This window comes from Muricoccus radiodurans, assembly GCF_050154705.1.
GTDB lineage: Bacteria > Pseudomonadota > Alphaproteobacteria > Acetobacterales > Acetobacteraceae > Roseomonas > Roseomonas radiodurans.
On the sequence record NZ_CP189561.1, the window covers coordinates 4,166,440 to 4,190,121 of the forward strand.

Genomic DNA, 23,682 nt, shown 5'->3' on the forward strand with positions numbered 1-23,682 from the left:
ATGTGACCCCACGACGCGTCTTCCTGGCCGGTGCCGGCGCGGCCCTCGCGATGCCGGCGCTGGCTCAGGCGGCCTGGCCCAGCCGTCCCATGCGCTTCATCGTGCCCTTTCCGCCGGGGGGCACCACGGACATCGTGGCCCGCGTCTACGCGCAGCGGATGACGCAGACGCTCGGTCAGCCCGTGGTGGTGGAAAACCGCGCGGGCGCGGGCGGCACGGTGGGCAGCGATGTTGTCGCGAAGGCGCCGCCCGACGGCTACGCCTTCGTCATGTCCAACATCGCGTCCCACGCGGTGGGGCCGAATGTCTATCCGCGCGTGCCCTATGATCCCGTGCGCGACTTCACCCATATCGCGCTGCTGGCGGATGTGCCGAGCCTGCTGGCGGTGAACGCGAATTCGCCGATCCGGGACCTGGCTGGCTTCGTGGCCGCGGCCAAGGGGGCGCCGGGGGCGATGACGGTCGCGTCTCCGGGCAACGGCACCACCTCCCACGTGCTGACGATGACGCTGGCGCGGCTGACCGGCGCGCCGCTGACGCATGTGCCGTATCGCGGCTCCGCGCCGGGCATCCAGGACCTCATGGCGGGCAATGTGGGGGCGATGATCACGACGCTGGCCGAGGCCGGGCGGAACGAGCGGGTGCGCATCCTCGCCATCACCTCCGATCCGCGCACGCCGGGCTGGGACGAGGTGCCGACCTTCGCGGAGCTGGGCTGGCCGCAGATGACGGCGCCGACCTGGTTCGGCCTGTCCGGCCCGCCCGGGTTGCCGGACGCCATCGCGGACCGGGTGAGCGCCGCTGCGCTGGAGGCGCTGTCCACGAACGAGGTCCGCGCGCGCCTGGCGGAGTTCGGCGCCGTGCCGCCGCCGCGCAGCCGGGCGTGGTACGCGTCCTATGTCGCGCAGGAGCTCGCCCGCTGGGGCGAGGCCGCCCGCGCCGCCGACGTGCGCGCGGATTGATGGCGCCCGTGCTTGCCGGCGGCGTCGCGGTCGTCATCCCCGCCTATCAGGAGGCGGCGACGATCGCGGACGTGGTCGCGCGCGCGCGCGCCGCCCTGCCCGGCGTTCCGGTGATCGTGGTGGATGACGGCTCCACCGACGTGACCGCCGCCCTGGCGGCCGAGGCGGGGGCGGAGGTGATCCGCGACGGCGCCAATGCCGGCAAGGGGGCCGCGCTCCGCCGGGGGATGCGGGCCGCGCTCGGCCTGGGGGCGGAATGGGTGGTCACGCTGGATGGCGACGGGCAGCACCGGCCGGAGGACATTCCCCGCCTGCTGGACGCGGCGCGGGCGAATCCCGGCCGGATCATCCTCGGCTCCCGGCGTGCCGATTCCGCGGGGGCGCCCGCGGGGCGGCGCCGCGCGAACCGGGTGGCCGATTTCTGGATCGGCTGGGCCGCGGGCCACCACGTGGCGGACAGCCAGTCCGGCTTCCGCGCCTATCCGGCCGTGTCGCTGACGGATCTGGATCGCTACGAGGGGCGGGCGCACCGCTTCGCCTTCGAGAGCGAGATCCTGATCGACGCCGCCCGCCGCGGCATCCCGACGGTGCCGGTCGACATCCCCGCGCTGTATGGCGCCACGCTGCGGCGGCCCAGTCATTTCCGTCCTGTCTTGGACATCGCGCGAATCGTGGTCATGGTGGCGGGCAAGCTGCTGGCGCGCGGGATGGACCCGCCCGCCCTTGTCCGCAGCCTCGGCCAGGCGCGGCAGGCCCGCGCGCCCAACAAGGGGAGCGACGCATGAACAGACGGCACCTCATCCGCCTCGGCGGGATCGGGACGATGCTGGGGGTGGGAGCCTGCGCGGCGGGTGGCGGCGGCGGTGGCGGCCGCAACGCGCCGGTGCAGAACTACGAGGGCGTGCCCTTCATCGGCGGCGCCAGCATGGCCGCGCGGGGCAACCAGATCCGCCGCGCCGGCACCGGGCTGGGCTGGGTGATGGAGGATCGCGGCCCCGGGCTCATCCGCGGCACGCTGAACGTGCGCACCCACCAGGCGGTGGTGGACATCCCCTACAACAACAGCGTCTTCGGCATCCGCTACGTCAGCAGCCAGAATCTCGACTACGACGGGACGACGATCCACCGGAACTACAATGGCTGGGTGGAGCGGCTGCAGCGCACGATCGCCGCGACCGGGCCGGGCTGACCCGTTCCCGCGCGCCCTGCTGACCTGAAAGACGGCCGCGACCCCTTCGATCAAGGTTCCGCGGCAGCCTGATAAAAAGAGAAGGGGGCCCGGGGGAATTCCTTCCCCCGGCCTTTCTTCAACGGCCGCGCTGCGGTGGCGGCTGCGGTCCCTCGGCCGCGGGCCGGGTGCCGACCTCGGACGGGCCTGGCGGCAGCGGCGCGAGGGCGGGCGGGCTTCCCGGCGTCCAGAAGCGCACCGGCGCCCACTGCACGGGCGGGCCCGGGGTCTGCACAAGCACCCAGCTCTGCCCCGTCGCCGTGTCCACCATCACCACGGTGGGCGGGGCGCCCGGGGCGCCCGGTGCGGCTGCCACCTGGAAGCGCCCCGCCGCGGGGGCGGGCTGCGCCAGCGACGGTCCTGCCGTCCCCGCCAGCCCGGCCACCACCAGCGCCGCGATGATCCCGCGCATGCCTGTTCTCCGATCCGTTCCGGCGCCAGCTTCCGGTTCGTGCCGGTCGCCGGCAAGCGGGGCCGCGCCCGGATGGGACAGACGCGACAGAGGCTTCGCTTGAAGGCCCGTGGCGCGGCCGTCACAATTCACGCTCATCGCCGGAATCGCTGAGGGCCACCGATCGCCGATGCCGGGTTGGGAGACGATGCGCGTGATTCGAACGGCGCGGGCCGCGGCGTGCCGCACGGCCCTTCTGTTGCTCCTGGTCCCGATGCTGGCCGTGCTCCTGCAGGCCGGGCCGGCCGCCGCGCAGGGCCGGCGCGTGGCCTTCGTGGTGGGGATCGACAGCTACACGGCCGTCACGCCGCTGACACGCGCCCGCAACGACGCGACCGCCGTGGCCGAGCGGCTGCGCGCCACGGGATTCGAGGTCGTGCTCCGCACCGATGCCGACCGGCGCGCCATCAACGACGGCATGTCCGAGTTCGAGGACAAGCTGCGGGGCGCGGAGGTGGGCTTCTTCTTCTTCGCGGGCCATGGGGTGGAGATCCGCGGCACGAACGTGCTGCTGCCCGCCGATCTGCCGGCCACCCTGTCCGAGACGGTGGTGCTGCGGGAGGGGCTGCTGCTGGCGGATGTCGCGCAGCTCATGTCCGATTCCGGGGTTCGGTACTCCGTGCTGGTGATCGACGCCTGCCGCGACAATCCGCTGCCGCGCAACTCCGGGCGCTCGGTCGGCCGCACACGGGGCCTCGGGCGCGCGGACGCGCCGCGCGGGACCTACGTCGTCTATTCGGCGGGGATCGGGGAGGCGGCGCTGGACCGCCTCTCGGACCAGGACGCCTCGCCCAACAGCGTCTTCACCCGACACCTGCTGCCGGCGCTGGCCAATCGCGGCGTCAGCCTTGATTCCGCGGTGAAGCAGGTGCGGGAGCAGGTGCGGGCGGACGCGGCCAGCGTGCGCCACCAGCAGAACCCCGCCATCTACGACCAGGCGACGGGCGAGCTCTTCCTCGTCCCGACCCCGCCGGCGCCGCCCGGCCCGGCCGCCGAGGCGCCGCGCGCCGCGGGGCCCGGCCCGACGCCGGACGGATCGGGCGCGGAGATGCTGTTCTGGCAGTCCGTCCAGGGGACGAACCGGCCGTCGGAGCTGGAAGCCTATCTCGCCCGCTGGCCGGACGGGATCTTCGCGCCGCTCGCCCGCAGCCGCCTCGCGGCGCTGAGTGCGGCGACGCCCGTGCCGCCGGCGGCCTCCGCAGCGCCGCCGCGGCCGTCCCAGCCGATCCCGGGCGCCGAGTCATCCGCCCCGGCGCAGCCCGTTCCGGCGAGGATCGAGCGCGGGGAGATCCGGCAGGCGCAGCTCCGCCTCGCGCGGCTCGGGCTGGATCCCGGACCGGCGGATGGCGAGCCCGGTCCCCGCACCGTCGCTGCGGCCCGCGCCTTCCGCGCCGCCACCGGGCTGCCGCCGGAGGGGGAGGACATCACCCCCGCCCTCGTCGCGCGCCTCGCGGCCGAGCCGCCGCCGTCCCGGCCTGACCTTGCCCGCGCACTCTTCGCCGCCGCGGCCGAGGCGCGGGGTGCCCGGCAGGGGGCGGAGGCATCGCGGCTGCTCGACCTCGGCCTGCGCCTGCAGCCCGATCCCGGGGCCCTGCTGACCCTTGGCGACGTGCAGCGGGAGCTGGGCCAGGTGGAGCCGGCGCGGCGGAGCTGGACGAACCTTCGCCGCCAGGACCCGAACGGAGAGGCCGGCCGCGCCGCCGCCGAGCGCCTCGCGGCCCTTCCCGCGCCGCGCGCCGAGCCGGCCCGGCCCGGCCTGCCCGGCGCGGGCGCCGTGGCCTCCGTGCCCGCCCCGCGCTCGGCCGGGCGCGCCGGCGGGGCCTGCGGCGTCTCCTTCGTGGGCAGCCGCACCGACCCGGCGGCGGGCAGCTTCGGCTACACCTTCGCGAATGGCTGCGACGTGGAGATGATCTACCGCGCCCAGTGCGCGGCCAACTCCCATGTCGGCCGCGGCGACCTCAGCCTGCCGCCGCGCGGCTCCACCACCGTCTGGGTCGCGGGGCGCGGGCGCAATCCGGGGAGCTGCGTGGTCGTGTCGTCGCGGCAGCGGGGGTAGACGAAGGCCGGGGGAAGGTATTCCCCCGGACCCCCTTCTATTTTTGTCGGGCTGCCGCGGAAGGAGGAGATGGTGTCGCGCCTCGGGTCAGTGACCCGAGGCGAACGCGTTGTCAGCGCGTGCTGATCCGAGGTCGTCTGCCCGCTGCGCGGGCGGGCTCCGCCTTCCGCGGCAGCCTGAGAAAAGAAGATGAGTGGGGGGGGCGGGGGAGAGAATTCCTTCTCTCCCCCGGAGTCACTCGCCCTGCACAGCCGCTTCCACCGCGCGGGCCACCGCGAAGAGGCGCGCATCGCCCATGTGCTCGCCGATCAGCATCAGACCGACCGGCGCCTCCTCCGGCGCGTGGCAGGGGATGGAGATGGAGCAGCGGTCGAGGAAATTCGCGACCGCCGTGTTCCGCAGCAGGAGGAGGTTGATGCGGTTGAAGTCCTCCACCGCCGAGACGGCCTCGATGGCGGGCGGGGTCAGGGCGCAGGTCGGGGCGATGATCGCGTCGAAGGGGGCGGTGCGCGGTGCGACGGCGGCGATGATCCGGGCCCGTTCCGCCATTAGGGCGATGAGGTCGGCGGCGGTCATCGAGGCGCCGCGCTCGATGCGGGCGAGGATCAGCGGGTCGTAGGCGTCACGCGCACGGCCGACGAGGTCCTTGTGGATGGCCCAGGCCTCGGCCGCGGCGAAGCCGCCGGTGGCGTTGGCGGCCGGGATCTCCGCCACCTCCGGCAGGGCGACGTCGATGATGCGGGCCCCGGCGCGTTCCAGGCGGCGCAGCGCGAGGTCGAAGGCCGTGATCACCGGCTGGGACAGCCCGTCGAAGAGGTAGGTGGCGCTGGGCAGGCCGAGGCGCAGGCCGTCCAGCGAAAAGGGGGCGGGGGCTTCGGGCGTCTCCTCCCCGGCCATGACGGCGTCCAGCACGGCGCAGCAGGCGACGCTGGGCGCGAGGGGGCCGATGCTGTCCAGCGTGGTGGAGAGCGGGAAGGCGCCCTTCGTCGGCACGCGGCGCGCAGTCGGCTTGTAGCCGGTGATGGCGCAGAGCGCGGCCGGCACGCGGCAGGAGCCCCCCGTGTCCGAGCCGATCGCGCCGAAGCCCATGCCGTCCGCGACGGCGACCGCGGCGCCGGAGGAGGAGCCGCCGGGCAGGTGGCCCGTGCCGCGTCCGTGCGGGGAGCGGGGTGTGCCGTAATGCGGGTTCAGGCCGGTGCCGGAGAAGGCGAACTCCACCATGTTCGTCCGGCCGAGCACGACGAAGCCGGCGCGTTCGAGGCGCGCGATGGCGGGGGCGGTGGCGGTGGCGGGCGGCGCGTCGCGCAGGGCGACGGAGCCGGCGCGGGTGGGAACGCCGGCCTGGTCGAACAGGTCCTTGATGGAGATCGGGATGCCGGCGAAGCGGCTGGGGGCGCGGCCGGCGCGGCGCAGCGCGTCCATCGCGCCGGCGGCGGCGCGCGCGGCCTCCGCCTGCACGGCGACGAAGGCGCGGGCGCCCTCGCCGTCCGGGGCGGCGATGCGGGCCAGCGCCTCCTCCGCCAGGGTCGCGGCGGTGGTCCGCCCTTCGGCCAGCGCCTGGGCGGCGTCCTCGATCGTCTGAAGCTGCATGGCCGCATCCTGCGGGCGGGGTCGAGGCCCGTCCAGACCGGCGCGCCGCATCCTCCCGGCCGCATTTTCCTGGCCGGCCCGGGGCGCGGCGCTCTACTGTTCCGCGCGTGGACGACCCGGCCGCCGGCCGGTGACAGGATTGCCTGCCACGCCGGCTTCGACCGGGCCCTCCGCGGTGCACCCGCAACGCGACCGCCATCCCGATGGCGGAGAGGAGGACGACCATGGCCGAAGCCCGGATTCTCACCCGCGCCCCGGACGATGCGGCGCTTCACGACGAACCCTTGATCCGACGCATCGGCGCCGCCGAGGTGTGGGATGCGCTGCGCGAGGGGTGGGAGGATTTCCAGGCCCATCCGACGCAGCTCGTGTTCCTGGGAATCCTCTATCCCGTGCTCGGCTTCGTCATCGGCTACGCGGCATCCGGCCGGAATGCCCTGCCGCTGCTCTGGCCGCTGGTCTCGGGCTTCGCGCTGCTCGGTCCCGTGGCGGCGATCGGGATCTACGAGCTCAGCCGGCGGCGGGAGCGGAACCTTCCCTCCACCTGGCTGAACGCCTTCGACGTGCTGCGTTCCCCGAACCTCGGCGGGGTGCTTCTGCTCGGGCTCGGGCTCCTTGTCCTCTTCGTGCTCTGGCTGCTCGTGGCGCGGGGGATCTATGACGCGATCTTCACCGGCCCGGCGCCCGCCTCCTTCGAGGCGCTGGTGCGGGCGGTGCTGCACACGCCGGAGGGGCACCGGCTGATGCTGGTCGGCAACGCGGTGGGGTTCCTCTTCGCCCTCGTCGTGCTGATGGTGAGCGTGGTGTCCTTCCCGCTGATGCTGGACCGGCCGGTCGGGCCGCTCACGGCGGTCCGGACCTCGGTGCGCGCGGTGCTCGCCAATCCCGCTCCGCTGGCGCTCTGGGGGTTGATCGTAGCGGGGCTGCTCGCGATCGGCAGCGTGCCGGTCCTCGTCGGGCTCGCGGTGGTGGTGCCGGTGCTGGGGCACGCGACCTGGCACCTGTACCGGAAGCTCGTGGCGCGCTGAGCGGGCGGGCCGGCGCGCCCGTCCCGGGGTGCGCCGGCGGTCCTGGCCGGGTGCGGCGCTATGTTCCGAAGCGCGCGGCCAGGTCCAGGAAGTCGCGCGCCACCACGTCCCAGTCGCCTTCGGGACGCAGGTCCTTCGTCTGGCCCGGCCCGTGCTCCGTCGGCCGGGCGACGAAGGCCGTGCGCAACCCGCAGCGTTGCGCGGCGGCGAGGTCGTTGTTGTGGGCGGCGACGAGGCAGACCTCGTCCGGCCGCATCGCCAGCACCTCCGCGGTGCGGAGATAGGCTTCGGGTTGCGGCTTGTAGGCCTGGGCGACCTCCGCCCCGAGGATGGCGTCCCAGGGCAGGCCGGCGCGCTTCGCCATGTCCAGCATGAGCACGATGTTGCCGTTCGACAGGGGCGCGATGATGTGGCGGGTCTTCAGGCGGGTCAGCCCGGCGACGGAATCGGGCCAGGGGTCCAGGCGGTGCCAGGCAAGGTTCAGGTCGTCCAGCTCCGCGGCCGGGACGCGGGCGGGATCGATGCCGAAATCGGGCAGCACCTTCTCCAGGTTCTCCCGGTGCAGCACGTCCAGGCGGGTGTAGGGGCGGCGGCCGCTGCGGACCTCGTCCATCGCGGGCTGGTAGCGGCGGCGCCACGCATCGGCGAAGGCGGCGGGGTCGGCGCCCGCGGCGCCGTGCCGCGCGAGGAAGGGCGCGGCATCGCGGGCCACGCCCGAGCGCCAGTCCACCACCGTCCCGAACACGTCGAAGACGAGGGCGCGCACGCCCTCCGGTGCGGCCGCGGTCATGCCGGCCTCGATCGGCGGCCGAGGTTCGGATAGGGCGTGCCGTCCCGCCGGGTGTAGGGCACCGGCTTCCCGCCGGGCGGGGAGACCATGTCGATGTCGCTGTAATGCGCGCCGTCCGTGGCGATGCGCGTGCCGACCTCCAGCACCGTCGCATCCCGGTCCGTGCGGTTCTGCAGGCAGTGGCCGTCCGGGTCGCCGGCCTTGAAGCCGGCGCAGTCGCCGGGGCGGAGGATCTCCTCCCCGGCGTCGGTCACCAAGGTCACCTCGCCGGACAGGACGTAGACGAACTCGTCCGACTCGGTCTGCCAGTGGCGCTGGCTGGACCAGGCGCCGGGCGGCAGGCGCAGGAGGTTCGCGCCGAACTGCGTCAGGCCGGCGGCATCGCCGAGCTTGCGACGTTCCCGCGACAGGCAGGGCTCGTCGAAGGGCGGCGGGTAGAGGGTGCCGATATTCGGCGCGACGGCCGCGACGTCGATCTTCTTGCTCATGGCTCCCCTCCTGCCGGCGCGGGGATCAGAGGCCCGTGCCCCCGGCGGCGCAAGGCGCGATCCGCACGGCCCGGTGTTGCGCGGGGCGCGGGCCACCCCGCTTCACGCCGCGCCCGGGTCGCGCCACCATGCGGCCACGCCCAAGGAGACGCCCGTGCCCGACAAGTCCCGCCCCGTCCTGCTGACCGGGGCTTCCGGCAATCTCGGCCGCATGCTGGCCCGCGAGCTGGCGGCCGCCGGCTGGACGCTGGTCATGACCGACATCGCGCCCTTCCCCGACGAGGTGCCGCCGAAGGCCCGCTTCGTGAAGGCGGACCTGAACGACGGGCCGACGATCCTGCGTTTGGCCGAGGGCTGCCAGGCGATCCTTCACTTCGGCGGCGTGTCGGTGGAGCAGCCCTTCGAGGTCGTGCTCGGGCCGAACATCCGCGGGCTGTACCACGTGTACGAGGCGGCGCGGCGGGAGAAGGCGCGGCTGCTCTTCGCCTCCTCCAACCACTCGATCGGCTTCCACGAGCGGCCGAACAACACGCAGCAGCGGCTGGACGCGGACTGCGCCTTCCGGCCGGACGGGTATTACGGGCTGTCCAAGGCCTATGGCGAGTTGATGGGCCGCCTCTACTGGGACAAGCACGGGGTGGAGAACCTGAACGTGCGCATCGGCTCGTCCTTCCCGGAGCCGGTGGATGCGCGGATGCTCTCGACCTGGCTCGCCTATCCCGATCTCGCGAAGCTCGTGGTGAAGTTCCTGGAGGCGCCGCGCATCGGGCATGCGGTGGTCTGGGGCGCCTCGGACAATCCCACCAGCTACTGGGCGAAGGACCACCGGGACCGGGTCGGCTGGCAGCCGGAGGACACGGCGGAGCGCTACCGCGACAAGGTTGGCGACAAGCTCTCGGGCGATCCGGTGGTGGAGCGCTATCAGGGCGGTGCCTACACGGTGATGGACTACACGCGGTCGGCGCCGTCCCCGCGGGATGCCTTCTCGCTGGACTGAGCGCCGTGCTGACCCTGGCGGGCGGCGCCTGGCGCGCCGTCCTGCTGCCCGACCGCGGCGCCGCGCTCGCGGTGCTGGAGCATGATGGCCGCCCCGTGCTGGCGCCGCTGCCGGAGGGGGCGAACCCGAATGCCACCTGGGCCGGGGCCTTCCTCATGGCACCCTGGACCAACCGGCTGGACGATGGCCGCCTGCCCTATCCGGGCGGGGAGCATCGCTTCCCCCACAACCGCGTGGAGGAGCGCACGGCCCTGCATGGCCTGTCCCGGGAGCGGCCCTGGCAGGTGGAGGAGGGCGGCCCGGACCGGGCCGTGCTGACGCAGCGCATCCCGGCGGACGGCCAGCCCTTTGCCTATGCCGCGCGGCTGGAGGTGCGGCTGGCTGGCGGCTTCCACCTGGCGCTGACAGTGACGAACGAGGGGGCGGAGGGGATGCCCTTCGGCACGGGCTGGCATCCCTTCTTCGCGCGCCCGGCCGGCACGCGGATCGACTTCCGCGCGACGGGGGCGATGCAGAAGGACGGGCGCAACCTGCCCGTCGGCACCATGGCGACGGAGGGCATCGCGGGCGGGGAGGAGGCCTTCTCCGGCCGGGACACGCACTACACCGGCTGGGACGGCACCGCCCGGATCGCGCTGGGCGACGCCGGCTACGTCATGCGGGCGGAGGAGGCCTGGGCGCGCAACCTCCAGGTCTTCGCGCCCTCCGGCGCCGGGGTGATCTGCGTGGAGCCGGTCAGCCACGTGCCGGACGTGGCCAACCGGCCGGAGTTTGCGGCGCTCGGCGACATGCGCCGCCTCCGGCGCGGGGAGGCCCTGGGCGGGCGGGTGACGCTCCGCCCGGACTGAGGGCGGGCGGGAGGGATCCGGCCCGCTGCCCTCGCTTTCCTTGCGATCGGGGCGCGAAAGGATTAAGTGATCGCCACCGCGTGGGCCGAAAGCCCTCGCGGCGCATCCGCATGGGCGGGTGGAAAACCCCCTTCGGCCCGGTCTCCGGGCAAGCCGTGCCGCGATCCACCGGACGCGGGGCGCAGGACCCTGGGTTGCCCTGGCGACCCATTCAGGAAAACGGATCTACATGGCTTCTGCCACCACCCTCGACCGGCCGGCCTCCGGCGTCGAGGACTTCGCCTCCCTTCTCGACGCGACGCTCGGCCCGGATACGGGCTTCGCCGGCTCCGTTGTCACGGGCAAGGTGATCCGCATCGATGACGACGTCGCGGTCGTCGATGTCGGCCTCAAGAGCGAGGGGCGCGTTCCCCTGCGCGAGTTCGCGCCGCAGGGCGCCAAGCCCGAGGTGAAGCCGGGCGACCTCGTCGAGCTGTTCGTCGAGCGCTACGAGGACCGGGACGGCTCCATCGTCCTGTCGCGCGAGAAGGCGCGGCGCGAGGAGGCCTGGACGAACCTCGAGAAGCAGTTCCAGGCGCAGGTGCGCGTGAACGGCGTGATCTTCGGGCGCGTGAAGGGCGGCTTCACCGTCGACCTCGGCGGCGCGGTGGCGTTCCTGCCCGGCTCCCAGGTGGACATCCGCCCCGTGCGCGACGTCGGGCCGCTGATGGGCTCCCCGCAGCCGTTCCAGATCCTCAAGATGGACCGGGCGCGCGGCAACATCGTCGTGTCCCGCCGCGCCGTGCTGGAGGAGACGCGCGCCGAGCAGCGCAGCGAGCTCATCCAGGGCCTGCGCGAGGGCATGGTGCTGGACGGCGTGGTGAAGAACATCACGGACTACGGCGCCTTCGTGGATCTGGGCGGCGTGGACGGGCTGCTGCACGTCACCGACATCGCCTGGCGCCGCATCAACCACCCGAGCGAGGCCCTGACCATCGGCCAGCAGGTGAAGGTGCAGGTCATCCGCTTCAACCCGGAGACGCAGCGCATCTCGTTGGGCATGAAGCAGCTGATGGCCGATCCGTGGGATGGCGTGGCGGTGAAGTACCCGGTGAACGGCAAGTTCTCCGGCCGCGTCACGAACATCACGGACTACGGCGCCTTCGTGGAGCTGGAGCCGGGCGTCGAGGGCCTGGTGCACGTCTCCGAGATGTCCTGGACGAAGAAGAACGTCCACCCCGGCAAGATCGTCGCGACGTCTCAGGAGGTCGAGGTGATGATCCTCGACGTGGACGAGCCGAAGCGCCGCATCTCGCTCGGCCTGAAGCAGGCCCAGGGCAACCCCTGGGAGGTCTTCATGGAGCAGAACCCGCCTGGCACGATCGTCGAGGGCGAGATCCGCAACATCACCGAGTTCGGGCTCTTCGTCGGCTTGGCGCCGGAGATCGACGGCATGGTGCACATGTCCGACCTCTCCTGGGACGAGCCGGGCGAGCGCGCCATGTTGAAGTACAACAAGGGCGACATGGTGAAGGCGAAGGTGCTGGACGTCGACATCGAGAAGGAGCGCATCTCGCTCGGCGTCAAGCAGCTGGAGGCTGACCCGGCTGCCGAGGTGCTGGACCGCGTGCGCAAGGGCGAGATCGTGACCTGCGTGGTCACCAAGGTCGAGCCGAACGGGATCGAGGTGAAGGTGGACGAGGTCCTGTCGGGCTTCATCCGCCGCGCCGAGCTGGCGCGCGAGCGCCAGGACCAGCGCCCGGACAAGTTCGCGATCGGCGAGAAGGTGGACGCGAAGGTGACGGCCATCGACCGCGCCGCCCGCCGCTTGGCCCTGACCATCAAGGGCAAGGAGATGGACGAGGACCGGCAGGCCGTTCAGGAGTACGGCACGGCCGACAGCGGCGCGTCGCTGGGCGATATTCTGGGCGCCGCGATCCGTCGCCGGAACCTGTCCTCCGACGAGTGATCCGCGCCGCTCTGGCGTGAGGATGGAAGGGGCCGCTCCCGGAAGGGGGCGGCCCTTTCTGCGTGTCGTCCCGGAATGCTCGGGGGAACGTATCGGCTGAGCGGTGAGGCCGGTCGCCGGTGGTTAGAACCTTTCGCGCAAGTCCCGTGCTGAGGCGCTGGCGGCGAGAAGTCGTGTTCGATCGGCATACAGGCGAGGCCTGGAAACCGCTGTTCCGGCGTGGTGGTCTTGCAGCCACTTCCTAAAGATCGATTAATGAAGCGGCGCCGTGCCGATGGCGCGATCAGGGACACGCGCTTCAATGCCCCAGAGTTACCGCTATAGTTCTTTCCTGTATCTCGAAGACCGCTACACGCACCTCGTGCTCTCGGATTTCGATGTGGCTCGAAGCGAAGAGTTGCGCACCGAGGGCGCGCTGCTTTCCGCCCTGGTTTCTCCGGTTGCGGACCTTTGGATCCAGCCCGGAGAGATGCCGGGGAGCCCCTTTGTGTTTTCGACCGATGGAATCAACTTTACTCCTCTCAGCACTGGGCTACCGAACTCCGATCCGCTTGCAGTCGATCAGTACGCGATCGCAGTAGATTTTCTTGGCGGAACGGGCGTTGCCCGGTTCGTCGGTGGAATTGGCGGCGACATTCTGGCGGGCGGGGATCGGGACGACTCCATCTCCGGTACGCTCGGGAACGATACGCTGTCGGGACACGCGGGTGCCGACGTCCTGGACGGCGGAGATGGGATCGACTTAGCCAGCTATGCTGGGTCGGCCGCCGCGGTCACGATCAGCCTTGCGGACGGCAAGACTTCCGGCGGCGACGCGGATGGAGACACGCTGACCGGCATCGAGGGACTGATCGGCTCCGACTTCGCGGACCTGCTTGCGGCCGGCGAGAACTGGGGAGGCGTCCTGAACGGCGGGGCCGGGGATGACACCTTGATCGGCGGATCCGGCTCTCCCGAGACGCTGATCGGCGGTGCGGGGGCGGACCGCTTTGTCAGCGGCGATGGGCTGGACTCCGTATCCTATGCCGGAGCGGGCGACGGCGTGGTGGTGGACCTCACCGATCCCACGAGGAACACTGGGGATGCGGCGGGCGACACCTATGAGGGAATTGTCCGCGTCATCGGGGGCTCCGCCGTCAGCCTGACGGGCAGCAGTGGCGACGACACGTTGATCGGCGCGGCCGGCATCATCCGGGGTGGCGCTGGCAACGACCAGCTGGTCGGTAGCGGATCGGCCACGCTGGAGGGAGGAGAGGGCGCCGACGCGATATCCGACTCCGCAGGCGGAGGCCTCGTGGGAGGGCTCAGCCAGGCGAGCTACGCGTCGTCCGCAGCCGGGGTGTCCATCGACCTCACGGCTGTCCTCAACCTCCGGAATGAGCCGCCTTATTCACCGGAGGCGGTCTACTTCGTCTGGAGCGGCACCGGCTCCGGGGGTGATGCCGAGGGCGACACCTTCTACAACATCACGACCGTGATCGGCTCAGCCTTCGGGGATGCGTTCCGTGGGCGACATGATCTCCAGCCCGCTTGGTTCCACCCGGAATGGTATCGTCCAAGCTTCTCCTTCATGGGCGGGGCCGGCGACGACACGATGATCGGCGGCAACGGGCATGACCGGTTTGACGGCGGGGAGGGCGGGGACAGCGTCGGCTACGTGCTGTCCACGGCAGGCGTCTTCGTGAACCTCGCGACCGGCCTGGCCGGTGGCGGTGATGCGGAGGGCGACACGCTGGTGGGAGTCGAGGGCGTGGCCGGGTCGGCGTTCAACGATGTCCTGATCGGGCATGTGGGCAACGGCACGCTCGTCGGAGGCGGTGGGGACGACTATCTCGATGGTGGCGCCGGGACCGATTACCTCGATGGTGGGGCCGGGCCGGATACGGTGAGCTACGCGGCTTCGCCGGCGGGCGTGTTCGTCAGCCTAATAGCGGGCATCGGGGCCGGTGGCGATGCGGCGGGTGACACGCTGATTGGGCTGGAGCGCGTCGTCGGCAGTGCCTTCGCGGACGTCCTGGTGGCCTCCGCGGGGAATGACGTGATGCTCGGCGGAGCGGGGGACGACCAGCTCCATGGCCTTGGTGGGGCCGATTATCTCGATGGCGGAGAAGGACTGGATACAGGGAGCTACGCCGAATCCTTTGCCGGCGTCTCGATCAATCTGTCCGTCGGCACGGCCGCTGGCGGCACGGCGGCAGGGGATGTGCTGCGCGGCATCGAGGGGCTGATCGGCAGCGCCTGGGGCGACACGCTGGTCGGCAGCCAGGGCGCGGACCTGCTCATCGGCGGCGAAGGCGGCGACTGGTTGCTCGGCAGCGCGGGGGCGGATTCGCTGTTCGGCGGGGCAGGGGCGGACCGCTTCGTGCTGGAGGCGATCGGCGACAGCCGGGCGGGGATCGAGGCCGACGTGATCGAGGATTTCTCCCGCGGGGAGGGAGACCTGATCATCCTCGCGCCGCTCACGCGCGGGGACTACGCCTTCGTCGGCGCGGCGGGCTTCTCGGGTGGCGGGGCGGCGCAGGTGCGGGCGCAGTCCTGGGACGCGAACACCGTGCTGCTGGAACTGGACAGCGGGGATGGGCTGGCGGACCTCCGGGTCGTCGTCCTGGGAGGCGGGCTCGGCGTCCAGGGGCTCTCGGGCGCAGATATCGTCCTGTAGAACGGGGCCAGCTCAGGGCCGGCGAAGTCGCGGTATACGGGGCTGGCGGGCCTCTCCGGTCCTTGGCAAGCAAACGCTTCGAGCCGTTCTCTGAAGATGGAACGGGGTTGCTTCGCACTGTCCATGATTTTGCCACATTTACTTTGCGGTGACGGAACGCATCTTTTTTTGATCCTGCAGCTACTTTCCTCTGCGTCGTGCGTTGAGGGCGTCTGTGCTGAGTTGTGCCAGCCCGCCAGCGGCACGATCAAAGAGGAAACCGCCCCATGGCCTTCACCCCCGCCCCGACCACCGGCGATGACACGATCACGAGCGACGGCACGGCCGGATCGGTCGACGCGCTGGCCGGCAACGACACCGTCACCGGGGCCGCCGGCAACGACACCATCATCGGCAGCGCCGGCAACGACTCCCTCTCGGGCGGGGCCGACAACGACCTTCTGGAGGGCGGCGACGGGGCCGATGCGCTGGACGGCGGCGCGGGCATCGACACCGCGACCTATGCCAACGCCGCGGCCGGCGTGACTGTCGGCCTGACGGCCGGAACGGGCGGCGAGGCGACCGGGGATGTCCTCACCGGCATCGAGGTGCTGATCGGCTCCGGCTTCGACGATGACCTGACGGGCGATGCGGGCGCGAACACGCTTTCGGGTGGAGAGGGCAACGACACGATCCAGGGCGGGGCTGGGGCGGATTCGCTCGATGGCGGCACCGGCACGGACACACTCAACTACCTTGCCTCCGCGGCGGGCGTGATTGTGAACCTGTCCGTCAGCGCCGCGTCGGGCGGCGATGCGGCCGGCGACACGATCGTGGGCTTCGAGAACGTCACGGGATCGGCCTTCGCCGACAGCCTGACCGGGGACGCGGGCGCGAATGCGCTGAACGGCGCCGGCGGGGATGATACGGTGGCGGGCGGCGCGGGCGTGGACACGCTGACCGGCGCGGCGGGCACTGACACGCTCGACTACACGGCCTCGGCGGCCGGGGTGACCGTCAATCTCACGACGAGCGCGGCGTCCGGCGGCGATGCCCAGGGCGACGTGATCTCGGGCTTCGAGAACGTCACGGGCTCCGGCCTGGCGGACGAGCTGACCGGCGATGCGGGGGCGAATGCGCTGAACGGCGCGGGCGGCAACGACACGATCGCGGGCCTGGCGGGAGCGGACACGCTGACCGGCGGGGAAGGCGTGGACACGCTGAACTACCTCGCCTCCACCGCTGGCGTGACGGTCAACCTGGCGGCGAACACGGCCCTCGGCGGCGACGCGGCGGGCGACGTGATCTCGGGCTTCGAGAACGTCACGGGGTCCGGGCTTGCGGACAACCTGATCGGCGATGCGGCGGCGAACGCGCTCAATGGCGCGGGCGGGGATGACGCGATCCAGGGCGGCGCCGGCGGCGACACGCTGACCGGCGGCGAGGAGACCGACACGCTGGTCTACGCGGCCTCTTCCGCCGGGGTGTCGGTGAACCTCACGGCCAGCGTGGCAAATGGCGGAGATGCGACTGGCGACGTGATCTCGGGCTTCGAGAACGTCACGGGATCCGCCCTCGCGGACAACCTGATCGGCGACGCGGCGGCGAACCGGTTGGACGGCGGAGACGGCAACGACGCGATCCAGGGCACCGGCGGCGCGGACACGCTGATCGGCGGCGCGGGGGTGGATACGCTGACCTACGCGGCCTCGGCCACGGGAGTGATCGTCAACCTGGCCCTGCTGGTCACCGCGAATGGCGACGCGGCGGGCGACTCCATCTCGGGCTTCGAGAACGTCACGGGCTCCGTGGGTGCGGACATCCTGATCGGTGACGCGGCGGCGAACGCATTGAGCGGCGGTGACGGCAACGACTCCATCCAGGGCGCGGCCGGCGCGGATACGCTGGATGGTGGCGCGGGGACGGACACGCTCACCTACGCGGCGTCCGGCGCGGGGGTGACGGTGAACCTCGCTTCCGGCACGGGCGCGGGCGGTGACGCAGCGGGCGACGTGATCACGGGCTTCGAGAACGTCACGGGCTCCGCCCTAGGCGACTACCTGATCGGCGATGCTGCGGGCAATCTGCTCTCCGGCGCGGGCGGGGCGGACATCCTGCAGGGCGGGGCCGGTGCGGACACGCTGGATGGCGGCGCCGGAATCGATGTGGCGAGCTATCTCAGCTCCTCGGCCGCGGTGGTGGTGGACTTCGCCAGCGGCAGCGTCTCGGGCGGCGATGCGGCGGGTGACGTGTACCTCTCCATCGAGGGCGTGCTGGGCAGTGCGTTCAACGACGTCCTGCTCGGCGGCACCGGGGCGGAGACGCTCTTCGGCGGCGGCGGCGACGACTTCCTGACGGGCAGCGCCGGCGCCGACTACATCGAGGGGGGCGACGGGCCGGATACGCTCAGCTATGCGGGCTCGGCCGCCGGCGTTACGGTCAACCTGCTGGCGAATGTCGGGGTGGGCGGGGATGCCGCGGGCGACACGATCGTCGGCGTGGAGCGCGTGGTGGGCAGCAACTTCGCCGACGCGCTGCTGGGCGACAACGGGTCCAACGTGCTGATCGGCGGGGCGGGCGCGGACCTGCTGCGCGGCGGCGGCGGCGCGGACGCCCTGATCGGCGGGACGGGTCTGGATACGGTGGACTACCTCACCTCTGGCTCCGGGGTGGCGGCCTATCTCGGCGGCACGGCCGGCGTGGGCGGCGACGCCGCGGGCGACGTGCTGACCGAGGTGGAGAACCTCACCGGCTCCGCCTTCAACGACGTGCTGGTGGGCGACAACGGGAGCAACGTCATCATCGGCGGGACCGGGAACGACTACCTGCTGGGCCGCGGCGGGGCAGACGTGCTCGTCGGCGGCGCCGGGACGGACCGCTTCGTCTTCGCCTCGCTCACCGACAGCACGCCCGGGCCGGGAGTGGACCTGATCGCCGACTTCTCCCGCGGGGAGGGCGACCTGGTCGACTTCTCCCCGTTGCTCGGCGGGCTGGGCTACCGCTTCATCGGCAATGTCGGCTTCAGCGGCACCGGGCCGGAGCTGCGGTCCGAGGCGCTGGGTGGCGGCCGCTTCCTGGTCGAGACGGACGCCGGAGAGGGGTCGGCCGATCTGCGGATCGTCGTGCAGGCCGTGGACGTGTCCGGCAACCTCGTCGCGTCCGACTTCATCTTCTGAGCCGCGGCGCGGGTGACGCCGGAGGAGAGAAGGAATTCTCTCCCCCGGACCCCCACTCTTCTCTTTTTTCCGAGGCTGCCGCGGACGGCGGGGATGGGAGCGCCCGTCTTCGCCGTTTGCGGTGCGCCTTGATGGATGGCGCGGGGTTGGACGTTCAGCCCGGCGCCGGACGGGATACGGCGCCGTCGAACGGCAGGGTGTTGCCGCGCCACACGGTCGCCCCGGTCGTCCAGCCGCCGAGCCAGAGCACGGGGATGGTCGCATCGCGGGCGAGGAAGGCTGGCAGCAGGCGCCAGGAGAGCGGCCAGCCCTTGGCCCGCGCCAGCGCCGCCTCTGGCCCGTACCAGAGCAGCAGCAGCGCGGCCGCGACGAGGGGCAGGCTGACGCCGGCCGCGCCCGCCGCGACCAGGCCGAGGACCATCGGCACCGCCGCGCCGCTGAACAGCTCCGGCGCGAAGAAAAGGGGGAAGGTCACGCGCCGCAGCCGCGCCCAGCGGAGCTGCCGCAGCCAGACCTGGCGAGGGGTGCGGCGGCCCAGAGGCTGCTCGAAGGGCGCGTCCACGAGGTGCACGTGGCGGCCGGCGGCGCGCACGAGCTTCGTCGCGGCCGCGTCCTCCGCGATCTCGGCGCCCAAGGCGCGGATCCCGCCCTGCGCCTCCAGGAAGTCACGCTGCCAGAGCATGCTCTTGCCCTGCGCGAAGCCCAGCCCGATCGCTTCTCCGAAATACTGCCAGCGCGCCTGCAGCGTGTTGAGGAAGGCGCACTCCATCCAGGCCGCGAAATTCCCCGCATGGCTGCCGAGCGGGGTGGAGCAGACCAGTCCCGTGTCGTCCCGCCACGCATCGAGCAGGTGCTGAAGATAGTCCGGCGGCATGAGCACGTTGGAATCCGCCAGCACGATCCAGCCGTGCCGCGCCGCCTGCCAGCCCTTGACGCAGTTGTTCAGCTTCGGGTTGCCGCTGATCCGGTCCTCCCCGATCAGCAGGCGTGCTGGTACCTGCGGGTGGGCCTCGATCAGGCCGCGCACCAGCGGCACCACGGGATCATCGGCGCGCTCGGCGCAGAAGATCAGTTCGTAATCCGGGTGGTCCAGGCGGAAGCCGCTGGCGAGGGTCTCCTCCACGAAGGGCTCCAGGCCGCAGACGGGGCGGACGATGCTGACGGGGTCCGTGCGCGTCGTCGGCCGGCGGCTCCGCGGGCGCAGCCGGGACGAGGCGACGCCGAGGCTCAGGAGGTTCGCCGCCGTCAGCACGGCGCAGGCCGATCCGGCCAGGACGGCGAGGGTCATGCGCGCATCGCCTCCCTCGGCTGCGCGGCGCGGCGCAGCGCAGCCAGCACCCGCGCCGCCCCCTCCTCCACGCTGCCGTCGTTCACGACCGTCTCGATGTCCAAGCCCGGCGGCAGGGGGGCTTCCCGGGCCAGGCGCTGGGCCACGTCCTCGGCGCTCTCCCGCCCGCGGGCGGCGAGGCGCGCGGCCCTCAGCGCGACCGGCGCGGTGATCGAGAGGACGCGCAGCGGGTAGCGCGCGGCGGCCTCCGCCAGGGCGTGGCGGGAGAGGTTGGCGACGGCGACCCGGTCCGCCGCGATCGCCGCCTCCACCGCCTCCCGCGGCAGGCCGTAGAGGAGGCCGTGCGCCTCCCACCACAGGGCGAAGCCGCCGGCGTCGCGGCGGGCCTCGAAGGCCTCGCGCGAGAGGGGTAGGTGGTCCTCCCCGCCTGCTTCCGCAGGGCGGGTGATGGCGCGGCGGATGAAGACGAAGCGGCCGTCCCCTTCCAGGGCGGCACGGGCGGCGTCCATGAGCGTGTCCTTGCCGACGCCGGACGGGCCGACGACGGCGACGAGGCGGCCGGTCACGCGGCCTCCCGCAGCGGGTCTACCTCGAAAACCCGGTCGGCGACGCGGTCCCGCACCTCGATGTCGTGGAAGATGCCGATCAGGGCGGCGCCGCGGGCCTTCGCCTCGCCGATCAGGGCGATGACGACCTCCCGGTTCGCCGCGTCGAGGCTCGCGGTCGGCTCGTCCAGCAGCATGACCGGGTAGTCCGCGATGAAGCCGCGTGCGAGGTTCACCCGCTGCTGCTCCCCGCCCGAGAAGGTGGCGGGCGGCAGGCCGTGCAGGCGCTCCGGCAGGTTCAGGCGACGCAGCAGGACGGCGGCGCGGGACCGGGCTTCCCCGGCCGGCACGCCGCGGGTGGTCAGCGGTTCCGCCACCACGTCCAGCGTCGGCACGCGGGGAATGACGCGCAGGAACTGGGAGACGTAGCCGATCACCTCCCGCCGCAGCGCGATCACCTCGCGCGGTGGGGCGGCGGCGAGGTCGCTCACGCCGCCATCGGGGCGGCGGACGAGGATGCGGCCGGAATCGGCGCCGTAGTTGCCGTGAAGCAGCCGCATCAGCGTGGACTTGCCGGCGCCGGAGGGGCCGGAGAGGGCGACGCACTCGCCCGGCGCCACCTCCAGGCCCGTGTCGCGCAGAACCGGCATCTCCAGCCCGCCGCGCAGGTGCAGGACGAAGCCCTTGGACAGCCCTTCGGCTTTCAAGGACCAGTTCTCTTGCAAGGGGCTCATGCCGCGAGCACCGAGGCGACGAGGAGCTGCGTGTAGGGGTGGCGCGGGTCGTCCAGCACGCGGTCGGTCAATCCTTCCTCCACCACCTGGCCGTGGCGCATCACGACGAGGCGGTGCGCAAGCAGGCGGGCGGCCGCGATGTCGTGGGTGACGAGGATCACGGCGATGCCGAGATCGGCCACCAGCGCACGGATCAGGTCCAGCAGCCGCGCCTGCACCGAGACGTCGAGCCCCCCGGTCGGCTCGTCCATGAAGACGAGGCGGGGGCGGGTGACGAGGGTGCGCGCGATCTGCAGCCGCTGCCGCATGCCGCCGGAGAAGGTGCGCGGCGCGTCGTCCAGGCGCGAGCGGGGGATCTCCACCCGCTCCAGCCAGCGCGCCGCCTCCTCCCGGATGTTGCCGTAATGGCGGTCGCCGACGGCCATCAGCCGTTCGCCGACATTGCCGCCGGCGGAGACGGCCATGCGCAGCCCGTCGCGCGGGTCCTGGTGGACGAAGCCCCATTCCGTGCGGGCCAGGCGGCGGCGGGCGGGCTCGCCCATCCCGTGCACGTCCTGCGTGGCGCCCGTGGGATCGCGGTAGGTGACGTGGCCCGCATCGGGGCGCGCCTCGCCGGCCAGGACGCGCAGGAGGGTGGACTTGCCGGAGCCGGACTCGCCCACGATCGCCAGCACCTCGCCGGGCCAGAGGTCGATCGAGACGCCGTCCAGCGCGCGCACGCTCCCGAAGGAGAGGGAGAGGTCGCGGGCGGAGAGGATGGGATCGTCGCTCATTCCGCGGCCTCCCGCAGCGCTGACTGGCGTTCGCCGCAGAAGTCGGTGTCGGAGCAGACGAACATCCGGCCGCCGCGGTCGTCCGTGACCACCTCGTCGAGGTAGCTGTCCCGCGCGCCGCAGAGGGCGCAGCTGCCGTTCGCGCGCAGCGGCACGAAGGGATGGTCCTCGAAGTCGAGGCTGCGGACCTCCGTGTGCGGCGGCACGGCGTAGAGCCGCCGCTCCCGCCCTGCGCCGAAGAGCTGGAGCGCGGGGGAGCGGTGCATCTTCGGGTTGTCGAAGGACGGGATGGGGGAGGGAGACATGAGGTAGCGCCCGCCCACCATGACGGGGTGGTCGTAGGAGGAGCCGACGCGGCCGTGCCGCGCGATGTCCTCGTAAAGCTTCACCTGCATCAGGCCGTAATCGGCGAGCGCGTGCAGGCGGCGCGTCTCGGCGCGGCGCGGCTCCAGCTTGTAGAGCGGCTCGGGCTGCGGGACTTGGTAGACAAGGATCTGGCCCTCCTGCAGCGGCGTCTCGGGGATGCGGTGGCGGGTCTGGATCACCGTGGCGTCCGCGGTGCGCTCGGTCGTGCGCAGGCCCGGGGCGACGCGGGCGAAGAAGCGGCGGATGGAGACGGCGTTGGTGGTGTCGTCCGCGCCCTGATCGATCACCTTCAGCGTGTCCTCGGGCCCGAGGAGGCTGGCGGTGACCTGGATGCCGCCGGTGCCCCAGCCATAGGGCAGCGGCATTTCCCGTGATCCGAAGGGCACCTGGAAGCCGGGCACCGCCACGGCCTTCAGCAGGGCGCGGCGGATCATCCGCTTCGTCGCCTCATCGAGGTAGGCGAAGTTGTAGCCGCTCATGCCGACCAGCCCTTGTGTTGGTTCTCGCGGGCGGCCTCGGGGAGGGCGCTGCCCTCCCCGGACCCCTCCTGCCAGGGGCGAACGCGCCCCTGGACCGCGTCGAGTAAGATCGCGGGGTCCGGGGGGCACGCCTGCCCCCCGGCGGAGGGTCCGGGAGGCAGCGCCTCCCGGGGCCACCCGCGATCCAGATCGGCGATCATTCCGCCGCCTCCGCCAGTCCTGCCGGCACCGGCCGGGCGGCGGCGCGCATGGCGCGGACGGATTCCAGCTCACTCTGGAAGTCCACGTAGTGGGGCAGCTTCAGATGCTCCAGGAAGCCGGTCGCCTCGACGTTGTCGGAGTGGGAGAGGACGAATTCCTCGTCCTGCGCGGGAGCCGCGGCGTCCTCCCCCAGCTCCTGCGCGCGGAGGGAGCGGTCCACCAGCGCCATCGCCATGGCGCGGCGTTCGGTGCGGCCGAAGACGAGGCCGTAGCCGCGCGTGAACTGTGGCGGCTCGCTGCGCGATCCCTTGAACTGGTTCACCATCTGGCATTCGGTGACAGTGATGTCGCCGATCTCGATCTCGAAGCCGAGCTCGGGCGGGGTGAGGCAGACGGCGACGTCGCCCTGCCGCACCTCGCCGACGAAGGGGTGGCTGTTCCCGTAGCCGCGCTGCGTCGAGTAGGCCATGGAGAGGAGGAAGCCCTCGTCCCCCCGCGCGAGGTTCTGCAGGCGCAGCGCGCGGCCGGCGGGGAAGGCGAGGGGCGTGCGCGTCAGGTCGCCCGGCTCGGCGTCGGACGGCGTCTCGGGCGCCATCAGCCCTTCCTGGGCCAGCAGCGTCGTCACGCGGGCGCAGGCGGCGTCGTCGCCCGGATCGGCCTGCGGGGCGGCGGGCGGGGCCAGGCCCTCGGCGGCCAGGGCGAAGTCGAGCAGGCGGTGGGTGTAGTCGAAGGTCGGGCCGAGCACCTGCCCGCCGGGCAGGTCCTTGTAGGTGGCGGAGACGCGGCGGCGTACGGCCATCGCGCCCGTGTCCACCGGTGCGCTGGCGCCGAAGCGCGGCAGGGTGGTGCGGTAGGCGCGGAGGAGGAAGACCGCCTCGATCAGGTCGCCGCGCGCCTGCTTGATGGCAAGGGCCGCGAGATCGGGGTCGTAGCAGGAGCCCTCCGCCATCACGCGGTCCACCGCGAGGGTGAGCTGCTCCGCGATGGCGTCGGTGGCGATCTCCGGCACGGCGGGGTCGCCGCGGCGCTCCTCGGCGAGCCAGGCATGGGCGTTGGCGATGGCGGCCTCGCCGCCCTTCACCGCGACATACATCGC

General features: G+C 72.4%; 20 protein-coding genes. 10 read left to right on the forward strand and 10 right to left on the reverse strand.

Features of this window, described 5'->3' with window-relative positions:
* Positions 1-2: 2 nt before the first annotated feature.
* The 3 genes from ACP6CK_RS19630 to ACP6CK_RS19640 are packed head-to-tail and all read left to right on the forward strand — an operon-like array spanning position 3 to position 2,151.
* On the forward strand, positions 3-962 hold the full coding sequence (locus tag ACP6CK_RS19630) for a Bug family tripartite tricarboxylate transporter substrate binding protein (RefSeq protein WP_426954991.1): 960 nt from the start codon (positions 3-5) through the stop codon (positions 960-962).
* Positions 962-1,747 carry a glycosyltransferase family 2 protein gene (locus tag ACP6CK_RS19635; RefSeq protein WP_426954992.1) on the forward strand — a complete coding sequence of 262 codons (786 nt, stop codon included), beginning with the start codon at positions 962-964 and terminating at the stop codon, positions 1,745-1,747. The genes ACP6CK_RS19630 and ACP6CK_RS19635 overlap by 1 nt, the downstream gene beginning before the upstream one ends.
* A complete protein-coding gene (locus ACP6CK_RS19640) occupies positions 1,744-2,151 on the forward strand; it encodes a hypothetical protein (RefSeq protein ID WP_426954993.1) in 408 nt (135 codons plus the stop codon). Before ACP6CK_RS19635 ends, ACP6CK_RS19640 begins: the two co-directional genes overlap by 4 nt.
* A 118-nt stretch (positions 2,152-2,269) precedes the next feature.
* Here ACP6CK_RS19640 and ACP6CK_RS19645 read toward each other — a convergent pair whose 3' ends face one another.
* On the reverse strand, positions 2,270-2,602 hold the full coding sequence (locus ACP6CK_RS19645; RefSeq protein ID WP_426954994.1) for a hypothetical protein: 333 nt from the start codon (positions 2,600-2,602) through the stop codon (positions 2,270-2,272).
* 187 nt (positions 2,603-2,789) lie between these two features.
* On the opposite strand from ACP6CK_RS19645, the gene ACP6CK_RS19650 reads away from it, so the two are divergent.
* A complete protein-coding gene (locus ACP6CK_RS19650; protein WP_426954995.1) occupies positions 2,790-4,697 on the forward strand; it encodes a caspase family protein in 1,908 nt (635 codons plus the stop codon).
* A gap of 234 nt (positions 4,698-4,931) precedes the next feature.
* On the opposite strand, the gene ACP6CK_RS19655 is transcribed toward ACP6CK_RS19650, so the two are convergent.
* A complete protein-coding gene (locus tag ACP6CK_RS19655; RefSeq protein WP_426954996.1) occupies positions 4,932-6,287 on the reverse strand; it encodes an amidase in 1,356 nt (451 codons plus the stop codon).
* Between the two features lie 224 nt (positions 6,288-6,511).
* On the opposite strand from ACP6CK_RS19655, the gene ACP6CK_RS19660 reads away from it, so the two are divergent.
* The gene (locus tag ACP6CK_RS19660) at positions 6,512-7,315 is read left to right on the forward strand and encodes a DUF2189 domain-containing protein (protein WP_426954997.1); all 804 of its coding nucleotides are present in this window, start codon (positions 6,512-6,514) and stop codon (positions 7,313-7,315) included.
* Positions 7,316-7,373: 58 nt separating this feature from the next.
* Here the strand turns inward: ACP6CK_RS19660 and ACP6CK_RS19665 are convergent, their stop codons facing one another.
* Positions 7,374-8,105 (reverse strand): haloacid dehalogenase type II, encoded by a 732-nt coding sequence (locus ACP6CK_RS19665; RefSeq protein WP_426954998.1) that lies wholly within the window; start codon positions 8,103-8,105, stop codon positions 7,374-7,376.
* Positions 8,102-8,593 (reverse strand): cupin domain-containing protein, encoded by a 492-nt coding sequence (locus ACP6CK_RS19670; protein ID WP_426954999.1) that lies wholly within the window; start codon positions 8,591-8,593, stop codon positions 8,102-8,104. Before ACP6CK_RS19670 ends, ACP6CK_RS19665 begins: the two co-directional genes overlap by 4 nt.
* A gap of 154 nt (positions 8,594-8,747) precedes the next feature.
* Between ACP6CK_RS19670 and ACP6CK_RS19675 the strand changes: the two genes are divergently transcribed.
* The 5 genes from ACP6CK_RS19675 to ACP6CK_RS19695 all read left to right on the forward strand — a co-directional run bounded on the left by ACP6CK_RS19675 (position 8,748) and on the right by ACP6CK_RS19695 (position 18,200).
* Entirely contained in the window at positions 8,748-9,590 is an 843-nt protein-coding gene (locus tag ACP6CK_RS19675; protein ID WP_426955000.1) for an NAD-dependent epimerase/dehydratase family protein, read from the forward strand.
* Between the two features lie 5 nt (positions 9,591-9,595).
* Entirely contained in the window at positions 9,596-10,438 is an 843-nt protein-coding gene (locus ACP6CK_RS19680; RefSeq protein WP_426955001.1) for an aldose epimerase, read from the forward strand.
* A gap of 229 nt (positions 10,439-10,667) precedes the next feature.
* Positions 10,668-12,386, forward strand: a complete 1,719-nt coding sequence (gene rpsA, locus ACP6CK_RS19685; protein WP_426955002.1) for a 30S ribosomal protein S1 — start codon at positions 10,668-10,670, stop codon at positions 12,384-12,386.
* A 487-nt stretch (positions 12,387-12,873) separates the two neighbouring features.
* The gene (locus ACP6CK_RS19690; RefSeq protein WP_426955003.1) at positions 12,874-15,045 is read left to right on the forward strand and encodes a calcium-binding protein; all 2,172 of its coding nucleotides are present in this window, start codon (positions 12,874-12,876) and stop codon (positions 15,043-15,045) included.
* 266 nt (positions 15,046-15,311) lie between these two features.
* A complete protein-coding gene (locus ACP6CK_RS19695; protein ID WP_426955004.1) occupies positions 15,312-18,200 on the forward strand; it encodes a beta strand repeat-containing protein in 2,889 nt (962 codons plus the stop codon).
* Positions 18,201-18,354: 154 nt separating this feature from the next.
* On the opposite strand, the gene ACP6CK_RS19700 is transcribed toward ACP6CK_RS19695, so the two are convergent.
* The 6 genes from ACP6CK_RS19700 to ACP6CK_RS19725 form a co-directional block, all read right to left on the reverse strand.
* Positions 18,355-19,488 (reverse strand): ceramide glucosyltransferase, encoded by a 1,134-nt coding sequence (locus ACP6CK_RS19700; RefSeq protein WP_426955005.1) that lies wholly within the window; start codon positions 19,486-19,488, stop codon positions 18,355-18,357.
* Positions 19,485-20,054, reverse strand: a complete 570-nt coding sequence (gene phnN / locus ACP6CK_RS19705) for a phosphonate metabolism protein/1,5-bisphosphokinase (PRPP-forming) PhnN (RefSeq protein ID WP_426955006.1) — start codon at positions 20,052-20,054, stop codon at positions 19,485-19,487. Before phnN ends, ACP6CK_RS19700 begins: the two co-directional genes overlap by 4 nt.
* Complete coding sequence (phnL, locus tag ACP6CK_RS19710; RefSeq protein WP_426955007.1) at positions 20,051-20,767, reverse strand: phosphonate C-P lyase system protein PhnL; 717 nt, start codon at positions 20,765-20,767, stop codon at positions 20,051-20,053. Before phnL ends, phnN begins: the two co-directional genes overlap by 4 nt.
* Positions 20,764-21,540 (reverse strand): phosphonate C-P lyase system protein PhnK, encoded by a 777-nt coding sequence (phnK, locus tag ACP6CK_RS19715; RefSeq protein ID WP_426955008.1) that lies wholly within the window; start codon positions 21,538-21,540, stop codon positions 20,764-20,766. The genes phnL and phnK overlap by 4 nt, the downstream gene beginning before the upstream one ends.
* Positions 21,537-22,385: an alpha-D-ribose 1-methylphosphonate 5-phosphate C-P-lyase PhnJ gene (locus tag ACP6CK_RS19720; RefSeq protein WP_426955009.1), complete on the reverse strand. Its 849-nt coding sequence runs from the start codon at positions 22,383-22,385 to the stop codon at positions 21,537-21,539. Before ACP6CK_RS19720 ends, phnK begins: the two co-directional genes overlap by 4 nt.
* Positions 22,386-22,581: 196 nt before the next feature.
* Entirely contained in the window at positions 22,582-23,679 is a 1,098-nt protein-coding gene (locus tag ACP6CK_RS19725; RefSeq protein WP_426955010.1) for a carbon-phosphorus lyase complex subunit PhnI, read from the reverse strand.
* Positions 23,680-23,682: the final 3 nt, after the last annotated feature.

Bases quoted from the DNA above. Each gene is read 5' to 3' on its own strand.
- ACP6CK_RS19635 (WP_426954992.1), top strand. From the start codon at position 962: ATGGCGCCCGTGCTTGCCGGCGGCGTCGCGGTCGTCATCCCCGCCTAT.
- ACP6CK_RS19640 (WP_426954993.1), top strand. From the start codon at position 1,744: ATGAACAGACGGCACCTCATCCGCCTCGGCGGGATCGGGACGATGCTG.
- ACP6CK_RS19645 (WP_426954994.1), bottom strand. From the start codon at position 2,602: ATGCGCGGGATCATCGCGGCGCTGGTGGTGGCCGGGCTGGCGGGGACG.
- ACP6CK_RS19650 (WP_426954995.1), top strand. From the start codon at position 2,790: ATGCGCGTGATTCGAACGGCGCGGGCCGCGGCGTGCCGCACGGCCCTT.
- ACP6CK_RS19655 (WP_426954996.1), bottom strand. From the start codon at position 6,287: ATGCAGCTTCAGACGATCGAGGACGCCGCCCAGGCGCTGGCCGAAGGG.
- ACP6CK_RS19660 (WP_426954997.1), top strand. From the start codon at position 6,512: ATGGCCGAAGCCCGGATTCTCACCCGCGCCCCGGACGATGCGGCGCTT.
- ACP6CK_RS19665 (WP_426954998.1), bottom strand. From the start codon at position 8,105: ATGACCGCGGCCGCACCGGAGGGCGTGCGCGCCCTCGTCTTCGACGTG.
- ACP6CK_RS19670 (WP_426954999.1), bottom strand. From the start codon at position 8,593: ATGAGCAAGAAGATCGACGTCGCGGCCGTCGCGCCGAATATCGGCACC.
- rpsA (WP_426955002.1), top strand. From the start codon at position 10,668: ATGGCTTCTGCCACCACCCTCGACCGGCCGGCCTCCGGCGTCGAGGAC.
- ACP6CK_RS19695 (WP_426955004.1), top strand. From the start codon at position 15,312: ATGGCCTTCACCCCCGCCCCGACCACCGGCGATGACACGATCACGAGC.
- ACP6CK_RS19700 (WP_426955005.1), bottom strand. From the start codon at position 19,488: ATGACCCTCGCCGTCCTGGCCGGATCGGCCTGCGCCGTGCTGACGGCG.
- phnL (WP_426955007.1), bottom strand. From the start codon at position 20,767: ATGAGCCCCTTGCAAGAGAACTGGTCCTTGAAAGCCGAAGGGCTGTCC.
- phnK (WP_426955008.1), bottom strand. From the start codon at position 21,540: ATGAGCGACGATCCCATCCTCTCCGCCCGCGACCTCTCCCTCTCCTTC.
- ACP6CK_RS19720 (WP_426955009.1), bottom strand. From the start codon at position 22,385: ATGAGCGGCTACAACTTCGCCTACCTCGATGAGGCGACGAAGCGGATG.
- ACP6CK_RS19725 (WP_426955010.1), bottom strand. From the start codon at position 23,679: ATGTATGTCGCGGTGAAGGGCGGCGAGGCCGCCATCGCCAACGCCCAT.